We start from the raw sequence: 14,420 nt of genomic DNA on the forward strand, positions 1-14,420 counted from the left end.
CCGCACGGCCAACAAGAAAAACGGCCGCTACTCCGGAGAGTGCTCCGGAGCGGCGGAACCGCCAGAGCGTATAGACGACTCGCTCCGCCTTGACGTCCCCTATTGCGGGCGAGCAGCCATCCCCCGCCTACGGCCGCTTGAAATCCGCCGGCTTGAGTCCGGCGATGACGGCATCGCTGTAGCGCGTCAGCTTGCCATCGACCCAGCGCGTCCAGACGAAATCGGGACCGCCGATGCCCTCATGGTTGGTGGTCGAGAACGGCTTGTCATACGTCTTGGAGTAGCCCTCATAGGTTCCCTTGAGGTCCTCCATCGCCTTGCGCACCGCATCGCCGTCGGTGGTGCCGGCCGAGCGCCAGCAGCTTCATGGCGTCGTAACCCTGGCAGGTCGCCCAGAACACGGACGGCGCCGTGATCTTGTCCTTGACGCGGTCGTAGAGCTGCTGCTGACGCGGTGTGTAATCCGGCGCGATGGTGCGCAGGAAGATCGGAATATTGCCAAGCCTGGGGCCGGCGGCATCGATGAAGCTCTTGTTGTCGGACGCCCAGCTCGTCAGCACGATCGGGAAATAGTCGATCTTCTCCATGCTGCGCAGCACATGCCCCATCGGCGTGCCCTGCCCCCACATGATGATGGTATCGACCCCTGCGCTCTTCATCTTGTTGAGCTGCGAGGTCATGTCGGTGTCGCTGACGTTGAACTTGTCGACGATCACCGGCGCGATGCCATAGAGGCCCTTCAGTTCCTCGATGTCCTTCAGTCCACCCTGGCCATAGCCGGTGGTCTCGACGAACACCGCGATCTTCTTGGTCGCCGGATTCTTCGACGCATAGGTCAGGATCGCCACGACCTGTTCGCGATCGACGGCGGACAGGCGGAACATGTAATTGTCGGCGCCGGCCAACATCGGCTGGGTGATGCCCGTCGCGGTGCCGAGAACGGTGATGACCGGAATCTTGCGGGTGTTGGGAATGTGCTTCCAAGCGAGCGCATTGCCGGAGTTGGTCGGCCCCATCACCGCGACGACCTTCTCGCCGTCGATGAGGTCGCTCATGTTCTGGATCGCCTTCGGCGGCTGGGCGACGTCGTCGCGCACCACGAGCTCCAGCGGTCGACCGAGCACGCCGCCCTGCCTGTTGATGTCCTCGATCGCAGCATTGAAACCGAGCAGCGCATGCTGGCTGCTCTGCGCCGACGGCGACGCGGACAGATCGCTGTTGAAGCCGATCCGGATCGGCTCGGCCGCTATCGACGGCGCCACATGGGCCAGCAATGCGAGCGCAAGCGCCGCAGAAAGTCGCGTGATCGTCATATGTCCTCCCCTGCCGCGCGGTTTGCTCCGCGCTTGCGAAAATTACTAATCATGTTAACTATCTCAAGTCAAACGCGCCTCTCGTTCCTGCACGGGCAGTTGCCGCACACGACATCCCCCTTCTCGCATCATCTCCTTCCCGCAGTTCAAACTCAGCCGGCGCATGACGATGTCTTCTCTCAACGGCAACACCCTGATCTTCGGCACCGTCGCCGATCCCGTCGCGCATGTGACATCGCCGTGGCGATTTGACGCGCTGTTTCGCGAGTGGAGCGTGAATGCCGTGATGCTCGCGTTTCACGTGCGTCCCGACAACCTCGGCACGTTCCTGACGGGCGCGCGCGTGCTGGAAAACCTCAAGGGCTTCTGCGTCACCGTTCCGCACAAGATGGCGGTCGTGCCGCTGCTCGACGAGGTGACGCCGCGTGCGACGCGTGTTGGCGCGGTCAATGTCGTGCGCCGGGAGCCTGATGGGCGCCTGATTGGCGATCAGCTCGACGGCCTCGGCTTCGTCGAGGGCCTGCGCGCCCAGGGTCACGATCCGCGCGGCAAGCGCATCTTCATCGCCGGCGCCGGCGGCGCCGCTGCCGGCATCGTGTTCGGCCTCGCCGAAGCCGGCGCGGCGCGCATCACCATCTACAACCGCACAGCAGCCCGCGCGGAGGAACTCGCGGCACGCGTGCGCGCGACGTTTCCGACCTGCGACATCGGCACCGGCAACGCCAGCCCGACCGGCCATGACATCGCGATCAACGGCACCAGCGCCGGCCTGAAGGCCGACGATCCCCTGCCGTTCGATATCGCCGGCGTCACGCCGCAGATGGTGGTGGCGGAAGTCATCATGACGCCCCGCGACACGCCGCTGCTGAAGGCCGCGGCTGCACGTGGCGCGCCGATCCACTACGGTGACGCCATGCTGCTGTCGCAGCTGCCGCTGCTCGCCGAGTTCATGGGCGCGCGACGCGCCCCCGCCTGAGGACACTGCAATGGATCTTCGTTCCCGTCATCTTCTCGTCGTCGGCGGCAGCTCCGGCATCGGCTTCGCCACCGCGAAGGCCGCGCTGGCGGCCGGCGCCAGGGTCACCATCGCATCGCGGTCAGCGGACAAGCTCAAGGCCGCAGCCGACGCGCTCGGCGACGGCGCGACGCATGGCGTCATCGACGTCACCGACGATGCCTCGGTCGAACGCTTCTTCGCCGCGGGCACGACCTATGACCATGTGGTGGTCACGGCGGCCGATGTGCGCATCGCATCGATCCGCGACATCACCGTCAGCGAGGCGCAGGCGGCGATGAACAGCAAGTTCTGGGGTATCTACCGCGTGGCGCGCGCGGCCAAGGTCGCGCCGGGCGGCTCGCTCGGCTTCATCGCCGGATTCCGCTCGCAACGCCCGGGTCCGGGCCTTGCCCTGATGAGCGCCATCAACGCCGCGATCGAGGGTTTGACGCGCGGCCTCGCACTCGACCTGCGACCGCTGCGCGTCAATGCCGTGTCGCCGGCCCTCGTCGACACCGAGCTGTGGAGTGGCATGGCGCCGGACGCCAGGGCAGCGATGATCGCGAAGATGGCGGCGCACTATCCAGCCGGCACCGTCGGCAAGCCCGAGCACATCGCCGACGCGCTGCTGATGCTGGCGACCAATCCTTACGCCACTGGCACCGTGCTGATGCTCGACGGCGGCGCCTCACTGGTGTGAGGCGCTAGATGCGGCCCGCGTAGCCCGGATAAGCGCCGCGACATCCGGGTCTCGCGCCGTGTGAACATCCCGGATATCGCTTCGCTCATCCGGGCGACGAACCGTCAGCCGGCAAGCAGCGCCTCGACCGCCTGCAACTCCGCGGCATCAAGCTCCCAGGCATGGGCAGCGGCGTTCTGGACCACCTGGTCGGGACGCGACGCACCGGCGATGACGCTGCCGACCGCCGGGTTGGCGAGCAGCCAGGCGAAGGCAAGCTCGAGGCAGCTGCGGCCGCGCTCGCGCGCGAACGCATCGAGCTTCTGCACCTGCGCGATCTTGTCGTTGTTGAGCAGCTTCGCCGCCTCGCGCTGCAGCCACGGCGTGTTCGGCGTGGCGAGACGGGAGCCCGGCGGCAGCTCCGACAGGCTGCGGTACTTGCCGCTGAGCAGGCCGTTGGCGAGCGGGAAGAACGGCAGCAGGCCGAGCTGGTACTTGCGCATCTGCGGCAGCACGGTCCCTTCGATGCCGCGCGCCAGCAGCGAGTATTCGTGCTGGCTGCTGACGAACCCCTCGAGCTGGAGCAGCCGCGCCGCCCATGCCGCTTCGACGATGTCGGTCGGCGCCATCTGCGAGCAGCCGAAATAGCGCACCTTGCCCTGCCGGCGCAGATCCTCCAGCGCCCGCAGCGTCTCCTCCACCGGTGTGTCGGCATCGGGCTTGTGCATCTGGTAAAGGTCGATCCAGTCCGTCGACAGGCGCTTCAGGCTGTCCTCGACCGCCTGCATGATGTAGCGGCGGCTGGCGCCGCTCTTCGCCTGATCGCCCTTGAACGGCATGCCGAACTTGGTCGCCAGCACGACGTCGCGGCGACGCGCGCCAAGCAGCTTGCCGAGAAACTCTTCCGAGCCACCGTCGCCATAGACATCGGCGGTGTCGAACAGGGTGATGCCGGCATCGAGCGCGGCATCGACCACGGCCTTCGAGGCGTCGAGATCGATCCGCAGTGACAGGTTGTTGCAGCCAAGGCCGATGGCCGAGACTTTCAGCCCCGAATTGCCGAGCCGACGGTAGCGCATGGTGTCGTCCTTTCCGGTCTGAATGGGATCAGCGACGCTCGGCCTGCGCCGCTTTGGCGCGCCGCACCTCGTCCTGCAACTTGCGGATCAGCGGCTCGCGCTTGGCCAGCCAGCCACCGTGGCGGAAATGCCAGGTGGCGAATTCGGGATCGCAGCCCAGCGAATAGGCGGCGTGCACCGCCCAGTTCGGATCGAACAGCGCTTCGCGGCCGACCGCGATCAGATCGGCCTCCCCCTGCTGCAGGATGCGCTCCGCCTGCGGGCCATCGAGAATGACGCCGACCGCCTGGGTCAGCATGCCGCTGTCGCGGCGGATCCGATCGGCGAACGGCACCTGGAAGCCGAGCCCGCGCGGCACGTTGGTCGAGCGCGTCTCCTCGCCGAGGCCACCGGACGAACAGTCGATGACGTCGACGCCGATCGCCTTGAAGCGCTGGGCCAGCACGATCGAATCGTCGAGGCTCCAGCCGCCTTCCGCGCCGTCGACGGCGGAGATGCGCACGAAAAGCGGCTTGTGCTGCGGCCACGCCGCGCGCACCGCGGCAGCCGCCTCCAGTGGCATGCGCATGCGGTTCTCGAGCGAGCCGCCATAATCGTCAGTGCGCTGGTTCGACTTCGGCGACAGGAAGCTCGCCGCGAGATAGCCATGGCCGAAATGCAGCTCGACGACATCGAAGCCCGCGCGCTCGGCGCGGCGGGTGGCGTCGACGAACAGCGCGTTGACTTCCTGGATGTCCGCATGGGTCATCTCATGCGGCACGCTCCATTCGGGGCCGGCGGCGATCGCGCTGGGACCGGCGCGGCGCCACGGCTCTCCCGATGCCGTCATCTGCGCCTCGGTCAGCGCCCGGCCGCCGTCCCACAGCGCTTCAGACCCGGCCTTGCGGCCGGTGTGGGCAAGCTGCACACCGATGCGCGCGCCGTTGTCCTGCACAAAGCGCACGATCCGCTGCAGCGGCGCGATCTGGTCATCCGCCCACAGGCCGACATCGTTGGAGCCGACCCGCGCGCGCGGATCGACCGCGGTGCTCTCGACGAATACCAGCCCGGCGCCGCCGATGGCGAAGCGGCCGAGATGGACGAGATGCCAGTCGGTCGCCTTGCCGAAGTCGGCGGCATGCTGGCACATCGGCGAGATCACGACGCGGTTCTTCAGGATCAGGTCGCGGATCTTCAAGGGCTGAAACAGCAGGGGCATCGGGTCACCGGCCACGCCGACAGTCATGGGATATCCTTTCTTGGTCGAGGGCCACATGACACGCCGGATGCGGCATCCCCGTGACGGAAACGAATTGGACGGACGCGCAATCTGCGCGGCACCGGCCCGTGCGGTCGGGAGCGTGACGGACGGCAAGCATGCAGAGCGACCAACGCCGCGACACGCCTGCCGCGCCCATCAGGACGCGGCATCGTCCAGGCTCAACAGCAGCGCGCGCGTCGTCCGCATCGCCTGCATGGCCAGTTCCAGCGCCCCGACTTCCGCGAGACGGCTGCGCATCGGAACCTCCAGCGACAACGGACAGTCGCGTGGCAACTGACGCAGATAGTCGCGCAGCGGAATGACACCCTCGCCCGGCATCAACCGCTCGTAGCGCGCCTGGAACAGCATGGTCTCGGGATCCGCCGGCGGCTGCGCGCCGTCGCAGAGCTGGATATAGCGCATACGGCGCTTGTCGAACGCGGCAAGATCGGCGACCGGCACACCGGCGCGATGGACATGCAGAACATCGACCAGCACCGCCGCATTGGCGCGGTCGGCGCGCGCGACGATCCGCAGAGCAGTGTCGAGATCGCGCACCGCGAAGAACGGCATGAACTCGAGATTGACGAACAGGCCGTATTCCGCAGCGACGTCGGCGGCATCCGCCAGAAGATCCGCCGCATCGCTTTCGTCGGCGATATTGCAGGTGACCAGAAGCTCGCGCGCATCGAGCAGGGCACAGGCCTCCAGCACCCCGCGATAGCGCGCAAAGCGCTGGCCGGAAATCAGACGGAAGACTTCGACATCGAGGATGCGCAGGCCGGCGGCGTCGAGGCGCGCGGCTATCTCGCGCATCATCGGCGAGCCCGGGGTGACAGGGAACCGCGCTTCGTCCGCGAGCGCGGGTTCGAGACGAATGCCGACACAGTCGAAGCCGGCAGCGGCAGCCGCGTCGATCATCTCGACCGGCGATGCCGGCAACAGGCTGATGTGAGCGAGCGAAAGCTTTGGCATGATGGCGCCGGCCATCGTCAGTGCGCGGTCTGCGCGACCGGCCGGAACACGCGCTCCTCGATCGAGTAGCCGGCGATCTCACCCATGAATTCCTGCGCGTCCGCGACGATCGCGGCCCAGGTGTCGGTGGCGAGCGCCGCTTGCATCGCCGCGCGGCTTTCGAACCAGATCTCGGCAAAACCGTCGACCCGTCGGCCCCTGGCGTCGGCCGTGGTCGCTTCCGTCACCTGGTTCTGGATATAGCCACACACGCCGGGCAGCGACAGCACCATCGGCGCATGCTGCACACGCCAGCGCCGATCGAACTCGGCATCGGACAGGCCCTCCTTGCGAGCGACGATGGTGATGCGCTTGATCATGGGGACCTCCCTGAATTGGTTCACATGTTAATAAACGCAGGGAACATGGCGGTCAACGCCGTGCTGGTGCATGCGTCACGACGTCTCGTCATCAATCTCGGGCGGCGCATCGCGCAGCATCTCGGCCTCGAGCTCGCGCAGCAGATCCTGCAGACGGTCGAACTTCTCCCCGCCGAGACGGCGGGCGATGTCGCGATAGATGGCTTCCGAGCGCGGCGAGATCTGATCGATCAGGGTGACGCCGGCAGCGCCCAGGGTAACACGGACACGGCGATGGTCGTGGACATCGGCGCGCCGCACCACAAGGCCACGCGGTTCGAGATCCCTGAGGATGCGCGACAGGCTCGGCGCCCGCAGAAACGTCGCGCGGGCGAGCTCCGTGATCTCGGTGGCCGGCGCCGCATGGAGCGCGCGCAGCACCCGCCACTGCTGCTCGGTGACGCCATGCTCGCGCAGCATCGGACGAAACTGGCGCATCACCGCCTCGCGGGCGCGCAACAGCAGCATTGGCAGCGATCGCGAGAACTGCCGCATGCCACCGCTGCCGGCATGCCCGGGCTCACGCGGAGCCTGTGCATCCGGCCGAGCGGCGATCCGATCGTCCCCGCCCCGCGCCACGGCAACCCTAGCGCGCGTCCGCCAGGATCATGTCGGAGGCTTTCTCCGCGATCATGATCGTCGGCGCGTTGGTGTTGCCGGCAACGACCATCGGCATCACGGAGGCATCGACCACCCGCAATCCGTCAATGCCGTTGACCTTGAGCTGCGGCGACACGACCGCCGCGGCGTCCGAGCCCATGCGGCAGGTGCCGACCGGATGGAGATTGGAATAGCCGAGATTGCGGACGAACGCCGCCATATCGGCATCGCTCTCCACCGCCAGCGTCGGCTGCAGCTCCTCGGTGACGTAGGGCTTGAGCGCCGGCTGTTGCGAGATCTTGCGCACCAGACGAATGCCGCTGATCATCGCCTGCATGTCGTAGTCGGTCTGCAGGAAGCTGAAGCGGATCGATGGCGCCGCGAACGGATCAGGGCTCTTGAGCCGCACGGTGCCGCGGCCTTCCGGCTTGAGGTGCACCGGGCTCATGGTGAAGCCCGGGAACGCATGCGGGATCATGCCGGCGCGGGTCCGCTCGGCGACGCTCCAGGCGTTCATGTTGATCTGCAGGTCCGGGCGTTCGAGGCGAGAATCACTGCGGACGAAGGCGCCGGCGTAGATGCCGTTGCCGGCCAGCATGCCCTTGCCCTGCAGCAGATACTGCATGCCGGCCTTGAGCTTCATCGGCCAGCTGCGCGACAGGTCGTTGAGCGTGATCGGCTTGGGGCAGCGGAACATGAGCTGGATGTAGAAATGATCGTGCAGGTTGCCCCCGACCGTCGGCAGGTCGTGCACCACCGGGATGTTCATCTCGGCGAGATGCTGCGCCGGGCCGATGCCCGACAGCATCAGCAGTTGCGGCGAGCCGAACACGCCACCGGCGACGATCACCTCCTTGCGCGCAGTGGCGCTGGCCATGGCGCCAGAGGCGGTGCGAAACTCGACGCCGACGGCGCGGCGTCCCTCGAGGCGCAGACGCGACGCATGGGCGCCGGTCTCGACCGTCAGGTTGGCGCGGCCGCGCGCCGGCTTGAGGTAGCCCTTCGCCGTGCTCCAGCGCCGGCCCTTGTAGGTCGTGGTCTGGTAGTAGCCGACGCCTTCCTGCCGCGCGCCATTGAAGTCGCGGTTGGCGGGAATGCCGGCCTCGACGCCGGCGGCGATGATGGCATCCGCAAGCTCGTAGGTCTCGGGATGGTCGGAGACCTTGAGCGGGCCGCCGGTGCCGTGGAATTCGTCGCCGCCGCGCTGCTGGTCCTCCGCCTTGTGGAAGTAGGGCAGCACCTCGTCGTAGCTCCAGCCGTCGCAGCCGCGCTGACGCCACTCGTCATAGTCGCGGGCGTTGCCGCGAATGTAGATCATGCCATTGATCGAGCTGGTGCCGCCGAGCACCTTGCCGCGCGGCTGATAGGTCGACCGGCCGTTCAGCTCGGGCAGCGGCTCGCTGTCGAACATCCAGTTGTACTTCGGGTTGGCAAACAGCATCGGGTAGCCGAGCGGCGCATGGACCCAGAAGCCATTGTCCTCGGGCCCTGCCTCCAGCAGCAGCACGGAATAGCGGCCGTTCTCGCTGAGCCGCGCGGCCAGCACGCAACCCGCCGATCCCGCCCCCGTGACGATGAAGTCGTAGACGCCCTTCTCCTGCATAAAGCCCTTCGCAATTCAGACATGGATAGTCGAAAATGCGCTTAACATGAGATGTATTTCGGGGCCAGCGGCGCGCCGCATGGCGCCGATGCGCGAACGGGTGCGCCGAATCCCGACGCATCGCGTAAGGTCGGCCTTCCCGATCCCCCCGGAAAGCGATCATGGACGACATCGTGCTCGAAGGCCGCCTGGTTCGTCTCGAGCCGCTCGGCGAGCGCCATATCGAGGGTCTCGTCGCGGCCGCGGCGGACCGCTCGGCCTACCAGTGGACCTTCGTCCCCGCCACCACCGACGAGGCCGCGCGCTATGTGGCGACCGCCCGCGCATGGCAGAGCGAGGGCAGCGCGCTGCCGTTCGCCATTGTGCGCCGCGATGACGATAGGGTCATCGGCTCGACGCGGTTCTGGAATCTCGAACGCTGGGCCTGGCCGGCCGGACATCCACGCCACGGCCGCAACGCGCCCGACGCCGGCGAGATCGGCCACACCTGGCTTGCCCGCTCGGCGATCCGGACCGGAATCAACGGCGAGGCCAAGACGCTGCTGCTGACCTTCGCGTTCGAGACATGGGACGTGCTGCGGGTCTGCCTGCACACCGACGCCCGCAACGAGCGCTCGCGTGCCGCGATCGGACGGCTTGGCGCAACCTTCGAGGGTACCCTTCGTTCCCATCGCCTGGCGCCCGACCAGACCCCACGGGACTCCGCCCGCTTCTCGATCATCGCGGCCGAGTGGCCAGCAGTGCGGGAACGACTCGGCGGGCTCGCCCGCGACTGACTTGACCCAGCTCAAGTCGGCAAACGCAGTTCTCCGCCATCGTAAGGCTACGGGCCCGTTTCGGCCTGACCTTGCCGGAGTATTTTCCGATGTCGCTGCTCATCCGCCTTCTGCTGCTGATCGCCGCGCCGATCACGGCGCTGTTCATCGCCCGTGACGAACTCAACTTCGGCATCATGCAGACACTGGTCGCGGTCACGCTGGTGGTGCTGGTCCTGGTGGTGGCCGCGCTGTGGCCGCGCCCACGCAAATCCTGATCGCCAAGCCAACGAAAAGGCGGAGTGGCAATTGCCACTCCGCCCGATCGCGCGCATGCACTGTCAGTGCGACATCAGGACCGGCACCGTCATTTCCTTGAGAATGTCACGCGTCGCACCGCCGAGCACGATCTCACGCAGGCGCGAATGACCATAACCGCCCATGACCAACAGATCGGCACCGCTGTCGGCGATATGGGAGACGATGACATCGGCGACGCCGATGCCGGCCGCCGGCATCACCTCGACCTCGACCTTGAGACCGTGGCGAGCAAGATGTCGGCCGATCTCAAGGCCTCGCGCGTCCCGTTCCGCCGGCTTGCGATCATTGGCAACGATGAGCAGCTCGACGACACGCGCCCGCTTCAGCAGCGGCATCGCGTCGTGTATCGCGCGCGCCGCAGGACGGCCACCATCCCAGCAACATACAACGCGATCAAGCTTCATGCCGCTCTGCTGGATGTAGGGCACAAGCATCAGCGGCCGGCCGGCATCGAACAGCGCCGTCTCGATCAGCAGATCGTTGTGGACGCCCTTGTCGCCATCCGACTGCATCACCACCGCAAGGTCGAAACGGCGCGCCATCTCGGCGAACGCCTCCGACGGCAGGACGTCAGTATCCGAGAGCACCTGTCGCTCCGCCGACAGGCGGCTGCGCTCGGCGACCTGCTGGAACTGATCGGCCGATTTCCGCGCCAGCGCGGCGCTGTCGTCGATCAGCTTCTGGATCACATCAGCCGGCACATCGGCGAGCACGAAAGGCGGTATCCCGGCATGGGCAAACGCGATTCCGGCGATGTGGGCCTCGAATGCTTCCGCAATCGAGGCGGCGTAACCGCATACCGCGGCGTTGCGTGCGGGCTCCCGCTCCAGCTTGACGATAATGTCCTTGATCATGCCTGTCTCCCGACCTGTCTACGAATGGATCAATCGCCGCCCGGCGCCGTCACGACGCCTGGCCATGTCGCTGCCTCCACATCACCACCACGAGAAAGAACGCCGACAGGGCGGCGACAATGCCCCCGACGATCTCCAGCGCGAGAAGGGACGACGCGACATCGACCCGCCAACCGGCCTGTTCCTCCGGCGCGAAGGCGATCGGCTTCACATCGGCGAACCAGAGGTAGTGGATCAGCGCCATCGCGCCATACGTCACAACACCCATAATGAGCAGCCGCAGCAGACGTTCCGTCATGACAGGACTCCCGCGATCGAACGATGATGCCCGTCAGCATCGTCCGGCAGCGCGGCGCCCACATTGATCCCCGTCAAGGGCGGCGCGAGGTTTTGCGAGCGACGCCGTCACGCCTTCGTCATGCGTCACGCACTGCTGAACCTGTCTGCCCGACTTGCCTGCCCGATCGACTTGCCCGCTTGACTTGCCTCAAGGCTGGCCGGCAGAGCGGCGCTAGGCTGGCCCATCCCGTTCGCCATGAGGCCGAGCCATGAAGGGAAAGGCAGCTCTGAAGGGTTTGCTGACCGGCAGATCGCTGCAACGCCGCATGCAACCGTCGACGCGGCGCACCATGGTGCTGGCCGCCTCTGTGATGATCGGATGCGCGATCATCGTCCTCTACTTGCTGCGAGGGCGCCCGCTGTACTGACCGCCATCACCCGCGGGCTCGTCGTCGGCGATCGCCCGCCACGCGGCGCCGTCGAGATCGTCATACTGACCGCTGCGCAACGACCACAGGAAACCGCAGAGCCCGAGCAGACCAAGCAGCAGCGCCAGCGGCACGAGGTAGATCAGGACTTCCATCACGTCACCTCCGGTCCAGCACGACGGGCGCGCAGGGAATTGAGCATGACCAGCAGCGAGGAGCCGCTCATCGCCGCCGCTGCGATCAGCGGCGTGGTCAAGCCGGCGATGGCGACCGGCACCGCCAGCACGTTGTAGCCGATGGCCAGCCACAGGTTCTGCCGCATCAGACACAAGGCCTTGCGGGACAGATCGATCGCGGCGATCACAGGCGCCAGCGGCTTGCCAAGGAATATCAGGTCGGCGGCCGCCTGGCTGACATGGGTGGCGCTGACCGGCGATATCGAGACCGCCGCCGCCGCAAGCGCCGGTGCGTCGTTGAGGCCATCGCCGACCATCATCACCGTCCGCCCCTCCTCGCGCAGCGCCTTGATGCGCGCGATCTTGTCCGCCGGCGTCAGTCCCGCTTGCCACGCGGCCACGCCCAGCGTCCGGGCGGCATGCGCCACGGCGGCCTCGCGGTCGCCGGAGAGGATCTCGATGGCGATGCCACGCTCGCGCAACGCCGTGATCACCGCGACGGCGTCGGGGCGCAGCCGCTGACGCACGGCGAAGACCTCGCGGATCGCGCCGTGGCGAAACGCGACCACCGACACCTCCGGATCGCCCGCGAGCATCGCGGCGGCCTGCGCCTCTGCGCCACAGAACGCCGGACTGCCGAGCAGCATCTCGACGCCATCGATCATGCCGCGTACGCCCTGGCCCGGCTCCTCGACCGCCCCCGGCAGCGGCGTGCGGGCCTCCGCGGCCCGCGCCACCGCCGCGGCAACGGGATGACGGCTGGCCAGCGCGAGCCGGCCAGCCAGCGCCAGCACGTCGGGCGACACATGGGTGGCATTGACGACGTCGAGTTCCGGCAATGTCAGCGTTCCCGTCTTGTCGAACACAACGGTGTCGACGCCGGCAACGCGCTCGATGGCATCTCCGGCGTTGAGCAGCACGCCGGCGCGGAACATGGCGCCCGCGGCGATGGTCTGCACCGTCGGAATGGCGAGGCCGAGCGCGCAGGGACAGGTGATGATCAGCACCGCGATCGCGGTCACGATGGCGTCATGCCATGACGCCCCCAGCAGCACCCAGCCGATCATGGTGAGCAGTGCGGTGACATGCACCACCGGCGCGTAGAGCCGCGAGGCGCGATCGGCGAGGCGGATATAGCGCGAGCGTGCCTGCAGTGCATGATCGAGCAGGCGCGCGATTTCGTCGAGCAGCGTGCCCTCCGCCGCCGCGGCAACGCGCACACGCAGCGTGCCGGAGACATTGAGCGTGCCGGCATAGACGAGCGCCCCCGGCCCCGCCGGCGCATACAGCGTTTCGCCGGTGATCAGGCTCTGGTCGATCTCCGAACGCCCTTCGATCACCGTGCCATCGACGGCGCAGCGCTCTCCCGGACGCAGCAGCACGAGATCGCCGCTGCGGATCGCCGCCACCGGCACCTCGCGAATCTCGGTGTCGGTGATGAACTTGGTGGCACGCTCGGCCTTCAGTGCCGCGAGGTTGCCGGCCACCGCCCGCGTTCGCCGCCGCATGTTCTGGTCGAGGTAGCGGCCGACCAGCAGGAAGGTCAGCAGCATGATCGCGGCGTCGAAATAGGCGTGGTGGGCATGGGTCGCGGTCTCGACCAGCGACATGCCGAGCGCCAGGACCACGCCGATGGCGATCGGGACATCCATGTTGACGGTGCCGGCGCGCAGCGCCCGGAACGCCGACAAGAAGAACGGCTGGCCGGCATAGGCCGCCGCCGGCAGCACCACCAGCGCCGACAGCCAGTGGAAGAAATCGCGCTGCTCCGGCAGCATGTCGCTGACGTTGCCCGACCACACCGGGACCGACAGCATCATGACATTCATGGATGCGAAGGCGGCGACTCCGAGGCAGCGGAGCAGGAAGCGCGACTGCTCGGCTTCCTCCACCTCGGCGCGCACCGGCTCAAACGGATAGGCGCGATAGCCAAGCTCCGCCAGACGATCAATGACCTCGGCGGGATCGAACGCCCCCTTGCGCCATTCCACCGCGAGACGCCGGTCGGTGAGATTGAGCCGCGCCAGGGTCACGTCCGGAATGTCGCCGATGCCGCGCTCGATCCGTGCCATGCAGCCGGCACAGGTCACGCCCTCGACCGCGAGATCGAGATGCGCGACGCCGGGCGCGGCGTCCTTGACGTAGTGGGAGAAATCCCGCACCAGCTCCATGCGTCTCGCTCCGCTACTTCAGAACGATCCGGTTACGCGACAGGAAGACCCGCTCGCTGCCGCGCTCGCCCTCGAGCACGAGATCCCACTGGCCGGCGGCGATATCGGCAACCGCGCCGCGGTAAATCCCTGCCCCGCCTCCGGTCAGCGCGACCACGCGGTCGCCACGCTTGTCGGCCGGCCGTTCCAGACGGCCGGAGAAGGCGACACCCTCGAGCGGCGTGCCATCACGGTCCCGCGCCTCGACCCGCAACACGGCATGGCCATCGGTGTCGCGCGTCACATGGGCCTCGACCCGCCAGGCGCGGCGATCCTGCGCCGCGGCGGCATGGATCTCGCCCTCATAGGCGAGGCTCGCGCGATAGGGGCTATCCTCGTCGGTGCCCGGCAGGGTGCGCACGGCAAGGGTCATCATGATCACGTTGACGCCGATCACGATGCCGAAGAACGTCAGGATGATCGCCAGAACGTGTCCGCCCTTCAGCGTCCAGCCGGCACCGGACGGGGCAACTGTGGATGGCAGCGACGAGCGGGACATGCGTAAGGCTCCGT

General features: G+C 67.3%; 17 protein-coding genes. 4 read left to right on the forward strand and 13 right to left on the reverse strand.

Going from position 1 to position 14,420, the window contains the following annotated elements:
* Positions 1–127 precede the first annotated feature (127 nt).
* Positions 128–313 (reverse strand): hypothetical protein, encoded by a 186-nt coding sequence (locus JQ639_RS35240; RefSeq protein WP_249123004.1) that lies wholly within the window; start codon positions 311–313, stop codon positions 128–130.
* On the reverse strand, positions 288–1,313 hold the full coding sequence (locus tag JQ639_RS07765) for an ABC transporter substrate-binding protein (RefSeq protein ID WP_249123005.1): 1,026 nt from the start codon (positions 1,311–1,313) through the stop codon (positions 288–290). Before JQ639_RS07765 ends, JQ639_RS35240 begins: the two co-directional genes overlap by 26 nt.
* 163 nt (positions 1,314–1,476) lie before the next feature.
* Between JQ639_RS07765 and JQ639_RS07770 the strand changes: the two genes are divergently transcribed.
* Together JQ639_RS07770 and JQ639_RS07775 are read left to right on the forward strand one after the other, a co-directional pair.
* Complete coding sequence (locus JQ639_RS07770) at positions 1,477–2,289, forward strand: shikimate dehydrogenase family protein (RefSeq protein ID WP_249123006.1); 813 nt, start codon at positions 1,477–1,479, stop codon at positions 2,287–2,289.
* A 10-nt stretch (positions 2,290–2,299) separates the two neighbouring features.
* The gene (locus JQ639_RS07775; RefSeq protein ID WP_211965557.1) at positions 2,300–3,010 is read left to right on the forward strand and encodes an SDR family oxidoreductase; all 711 of its coding nucleotides are present in this window, start codon (positions 2,300–2,302) and stop codon (positions 3,008–3,010) included.
* Positions 3,011–3,114: 104 nt separating this feature from the next.
* Here JQ639_RS07775 and JQ639_RS07780 read toward each other — a convergent pair whose 3' ends face one another.
* From JQ639_RS07780 to JQ639_RS07805, 6 genes are all read right to left on the reverse strand, one after another.
* Complete coding sequence (locus JQ639_RS07780) at positions 3,115–4,068, reverse strand: aldo/keto reductase (protein WP_211965558.1); 954 nt, start codon at positions 4,066–4,068, stop codon at positions 3,115–3,117.
* Positions 4,069–4,096: 28 nt separating this feature from the next.
* Positions 4,097–5,293, reverse strand: a complete 1,197-nt coding sequence (locus tag JQ639_RS07785) for an NADH:flavin oxidoreductase/NADH oxidase (RefSeq protein ID WP_249123007.1) — start codon at positions 5,291–5,293, stop codon at positions 4,097–4,099.
* A 171-nt stretch (positions 5,294–5,464) separates the two neighbouring features.
* Positions 5,465–6,283 (reverse strand): sugar phosphate isomerase/epimerase family protein, encoded by an 819-nt coding sequence (locus JQ639_RS07790; RefSeq protein ID WP_211965559.1) that lies wholly within the window; start codon positions 6,281–6,283, stop codon positions 5,465–5,467.
* Between the two features lie 17 nt (positions 6,284–6,300).
* The gene (locus JQ639_RS07795; protein ID WP_211965560.1) at positions 6,301–6,642 is read right to left on the reverse strand and encodes an EthD family reductase; all 342 of its coding nucleotides are present in this window, start codon (positions 6,640–6,642) and stop codon (positions 6,301–6,303) included.
* 75 nt (positions 6,643–6,717) lie between these two features.
* Positions 6,718–7,149 carry a homoprotocatechuate degradation operon regulator HpaR gene (gene hpaR, locus JQ639_RS07800; RefSeq protein ID WP_249126365.1) on the reverse strand — a complete coding sequence of 144 codons (432 nt, stop codon included), beginning with the start codon at positions 7,147–7,149 and terminating at the stop codon, positions 6,718–6,720.
* A gap of 118 nt (positions 7,150–7,267) precedes the next feature.
* The gene (locus tag JQ639_RS07805; protein ID WP_211965562.1) at positions 7,268–8,884 is read right to left on the reverse strand and encodes a GMC family oxidoreductase; all 1,617 of its coding nucleotides are present in this window, start codon (positions 8,882–8,884) and stop codon (positions 7,268–7,270) included.
* Positions 8,885–9,045: 161 nt separating this feature from the next.
* Here JQ639_RS07805 and JQ639_RS07810 point away from each other — a divergent pair, with 161 nt between their 5' ends.
* Positions 9,046–9,660 carry a GNAT family N-acetyltransferase gene (locus JQ639_RS07810; RefSeq protein ID WP_211965563.1) on the forward strand — a complete coding sequence of 205 codons (615 nt, stop codon included), beginning with the start codon at positions 9,046–9,048 and terminating at the stop codon, positions 9,658–9,660.
* 89 nt (positions 9,661–9,749) lie between these two features.
* Positions 9,750–9,917: a hypothetical protein gene (locus JQ639_RS07815; protein ID WP_211965564.1), complete on the forward strand. Its 168-nt coding sequence runs from the start codon at positions 9,750–9,752 to the stop codon at positions 9,915–9,917.
* Between the two features lie 63 nt (positions 9,918–9,980).
* Here the strand turns inward: JQ639_RS07815 and JQ639_RS07820 are convergent, their stop codons facing one another.
* The 5 genes from JQ639_RS07820 to JQ639_RS07840 all read right to left on the reverse strand — a co-directional run bounded on the left by JQ639_RS07820 (position 9,981) and on the right by JQ639_RS07840 (position 14,406).
* Positions 9,981–10,814, reverse strand: coding sequence for a universal stress protein (locus JQ639_RS07820; RefSeq protein ID WP_211965565.1), 834 nt, complete (start codon positions 10,812–10,814; stop codon positions 9,981–9,983).
* Between the two features lie 49 nt (positions 10,815–10,863).
* On the reverse strand, positions 10,864–11,112 hold the full coding sequence (locus tag JQ639_RS07825) for a hypothetical protein (RefSeq protein WP_211965566.1): 249 nt from the start codon (positions 11,110–11,112) through the stop codon (positions 10,864–10,866).
* Positions 11,113–11,490: 378 nt separating this feature from the next.
* A complete protein-coding gene (gene ccoS, locus JQ639_RS07830; protein WP_211965567.1) occupies positions 11,491–11,676 on the reverse strand; it encodes a cbb3-type cytochrome oxidase assembly protein CcoS in 186 nt (61 codons plus the stop codon).
* Positions 11,676–13,868 (reverse strand): heavy metal translocating P-type ATPase, encoded by a 2,193-nt coding sequence (locus JQ639_RS07835; RefSeq protein WP_211965568.1) that lies wholly within the window; start codon positions 13,866–13,868, stop codon positions 11,676–11,678. Before JQ639_RS07835 ends, ccoS begins: the two co-directional genes overlap by 1 nt.
* A 13-nt stretch (positions 13,869–13,881) precedes the next feature.
* Positions 13,882–14,406, reverse strand: coding sequence for a FixH family protein (locus JQ639_RS07840; protein ID WP_211965569.1), 525 nt, complete (start codon positions 14,404–14,406; stop codon positions 13,882–13,884).
* Between the last annotated feature and the right edge of the window lie 14 nt (positions 14,407–14,420).

Origin of the sequence: Bradyrhizobium sp. U87765 SZCCT0048, from assembly GCF_018131225.1 — a bacterium.
Taxonomy (GTDB): Bacteria; Pseudomonadota; Alphaproteobacteria; order Rhizobiales; family Xanthobacteraceae; genus Bradyrhizobium_A.

Excerpts from the sequence above, each read along its gene's own strand:
- JQ639_RS35240 (WP_249123004.1), bottom strand. The coding sequence starts at position 313 with ATGGAGGACCTCAAGGGAACCTATGAGGGCTACTCCAAGACGTATGAC.
- JQ639_RS07765 (WP_249123005.1), bottom strand. The coding sequence starts at position 1,313 with ATGACGATCACGCGACTTTCTGCGGCGCTTGCGCTCGCATTGCTGGCC.
- JQ639_RS07770 (WP_249123006.1), top strand. The coding sequence starts at position 1,477 with ATGACGATGTCTTCTCTCAACGGCAACACCCTGATCTTCGGCACCGTC.
- JQ639_RS07775 (WP_211965557.1), top strand. The coding sequence starts at position 2,300 with ATGGATCTTCGTTCCCGTCATCTTCTCGTCGTCGGCGGCAGCTCCGGC.
- JQ639_RS07780 (WP_211965558.1), bottom strand. The coding sequence starts at position 4,068 with ATGCGCTACCGTCGGCTCGGCAATTCGGGGCTGAAAGTCTCGGCCATC.
- JQ639_RS07785 (WP_249123007.1), bottom strand. The coding sequence starts at position 5,293 with ATGACTGTCGGCGTGGCCGGTGACCCGATGCCCCTGCTGTTTCAGCCC.
- JQ639_RS07790 (WP_211965559.1), bottom strand. The coding sequence starts at position 6,283 with ATGCCAAAGCTTTCGCTCGCTCACATCAGCCTGTTGCCGGCATCGCCG.
- JQ639_RS07795 (WP_211965560.1), bottom strand. The coding sequence starts at position 6,642 with ATGATCAAGCGCATCACCATCGTCGCTCGCAAGGAGGGCCTGTCCGAT.
- hpaR (WP_249126365.1), bottom strand. The coding sequence starts at position 7,149 with ATGCTGCTGTTGCGCGCCCGCGAGGCGGTGATGCGCCAGTTTCGTCCG.
- JQ639_RS07805 (WP_211965562.1), bottom strand. The coding sequence starts at position 8,884 with ATGCAGGAGAAGGGCGTCTACGACTTCATCGTCACGGGGGCGGGATCG.
- JQ639_RS07810 (WP_211965563.1), top strand. The coding sequence starts at position 9,046 with ATGGACGACATCGTGCTCGAAGGCCGCCTGGTTCGTCTCGAGCCGCTC.
- JQ639_RS07815 (WP_211965564.1), top strand. The coding sequence starts at position 9,750 with ATGTCGCTGCTCATCCGCCTTCTGCTGCTGATCGCCGCGCCGATCACG.
- JQ639_RS07820 (WP_211965565.1), bottom strand. The coding sequence starts at position 10,814 with ATGATCAAGGACATTATCGTCAAGCTGGAGCGGGAGCCCGCACGCAAC.
- JQ639_RS07825 (WP_211965566.1), bottom strand. The coding sequence starts at position 11,112 with ATGACGGAACGTCTGCTGCGGCTGCTCATTATGGGTGTTGTGACGTAT.
- ccoS (WP_211965567.1), bottom strand. The coding sequence starts at position 11,676 with ATGGAAGTCCTGATCTACCTCGTGCCGCTGGCGCTGCTGCTTGGTCTG.
- JQ639_RS07835 (WP_211965568.1), bottom strand. The coding sequence starts at position 13,868 with ATGGAGCTGGTGCGGGATTTCTCCCACTACGTCAAGGACGCCGCGCCC.
- JQ639_RS07840 (WP_211965569.1), bottom strand. The coding sequence starts at position 14,406 with ATGTCCCGCTCGTCGCTGCCATCCACAGTTGCCCCGTCCGGTGCCGGC.